Consider the following 1,896-nt stretch of genomic DNA (forward strand, 5'->3'; position numbering starts at 1 on the left):
GTAAGCGTCCGGCGCGACCATCTATAATTTTTCTTGTTTTAATGCTTCGATAAATTCCGGCGTTAACGGCAACAACTCATCAATACGGCTATTAGGCCAGGTTGGAAGTTTTGTGAGGATATCTTTGAGCCACGCGGCCGGGTCAAGACCGTTGAGTTGTGCGGTGCCGAGCAGGGTTTGGATAGCAGCAGCGCGTTGGCCCGCACGCTCAGATCCTGTAAAGAGCCAGTTTTTCTTACCGACAGCGATGGGACGGATTGAATTTTCTACCGGGTTATTGTCGATCGGCAGATTGCCGGTATGTGCATAGCGTACCAGACTCGGCCAGCGTTTCAGTGTATAGTCCAACGCTTTGGCAGACGCGCCACCGTTGGCTGTTTGCAGGCGGGTTTGCATCAGCCAGTCATGTAATGCATCGAGTATCGGCAGGCTTTTTTGTTTCCGCAGTTGCTGACGTGCTACTACGCAATCAAGTTGCCTGGCTTCAGCCTCGACTGCGTACAGCTCGCCGATACGCTGCAATGCCTCGAATGCCATCGGACTGTCGTTGGCCTGATGCAGATCGAAGAACCTGCGCCTGGCATGCGCCCAGCATGCCAGTTCAATGCAGGGTGATGCTGTTCTGGAGAACAGTGCTTTGTACCCGCCATAATCATCGACCTGCAGATGGCCCTGCCAGTTTTGCAGAAAGTTTTGCGCATGCCTGCCACTGCGACTGGTTTGATAATCGAAGACAACAATGCGCGGCCCGGGATCAAGGTCATTACTGCGGTAGGCCCATAGATAGGCTTTGCGGGTTTTGCCGTTGCCGGGCTCCTGTTGCGCTACCGGCGATTCATCCGCATGCAGGGTGTTTCCCTGCAAAAGATGCCACTTTAATCGATCTGCCAGGGGTTGCAGCGCAACACCGGTCCGGCCGACCCATTCAGCCAGCGTGGAACGCGAAAGCGTGACCTGCTCGCGCGCAGCGATCTGTTCCAGACGGTAGAGCGGCAAGTGATTGAGGTATTTGTTGCTGATCACCCAGGCCAGCAAACCAGGTGCGGCCATGCCGCCATCGATGACTGCCGGCGGCACCGGCTCTGCGGTGACGGTTTCGCAGGTCTTGCATGCATACTGCGGCCGGATGTGACGGTGGACAAAGAACCTGGCCGGCTCAACATCGAGCTGTTCGGTGACGTCTTCGCCGATTTTGACCAGAGCCTTGCCACATTGTCCGCACTGGCAGGATGCCGGTTCATGACGGTGTTCGATTCGCGGCAGGTGATCGGGCAGTGGTTGACGGCCTGCACGGCTGCGTGTCGATCTGTTCGTTGCAGTTTTAGCAGTCGTATCGATTTGCTCAATTTCAGCATGAACGGCCGCGATGTCGGCCAATACGGACTCTTCAAACAGGCTGGGTTGTATGGATGACAGTGATTCGTTCTTTTTACCGAAGCGAATGCGGCGCAAATGCGCCAGTTCCATTGTGAGCGCCTGGATCTTGAGTTCCTGTGCGCGGATTTCTTGTTGTGCTTGCTGAGCCTGATCCAGCAGCGTCTGGACAATGCCGGCTACCTGCTGTTTGGTATCCGCATCAAGGTTCAATTGATCGAGATGTGCCAGTGGCTTCATGCTCGTTATTATACCATGGCACGATACTAACCGACTGTTAATAATAGACTATTAACAAACTTTCATGCCCGAAGATGGGCAGGTGGCAATGCCGACAATCGTTGCCAGTCCACGCCCGCTGTCAGCCATTCCCAATGTGATTGGGTCAATTCAAAACAACACGCTTCCAGCTGCGGCCACACAAACCGGCCCTGATGTAAACGGCGATGACTCAGCCAGACGACCGTACCATCCCATAACAGTACCTTGATACGATTCCTGGCGCGATTACAAAAAACAAAC

General features: G+C 54.3%; 2 protein-coding genes. Both read right to left on the reverse strand.

The features are described from left to right. Positions 1-21: 21 nt before the first annotated feature. Complete coding sequence (gene tnpC / locus BMX44_RS16330; RefSeq protein ID WP_090634996.1) at positions 22-1,614, reverse strand: IS66 family transposase; 1,593 nt, start codon at positions 1,612-1,614, stop codon at positions 22-24. 62 nt (positions 1,615-1,676) lie between these two features. After that, positions 1,677-1,896 (reverse strand): IS66 family insertion sequence element accessory protein TnpB (gene tnpB, locus BMX44_RS16335; RefSeq protein ID WP_143056992.1); only part of this gene is annotated, 220 nt, incomplete at its 5' end.

It is taken from the genome of Nitrosomonas marina (assembly GCF_900110145.1).
Taxonomy (GTDB): domain Bacteria; phylum Pseudomonadota; class Gammaproteobacteria; order Burkholderiales; family Nitrosomonadaceae; genus Nitrosomonas; species Nitrosomonas marina.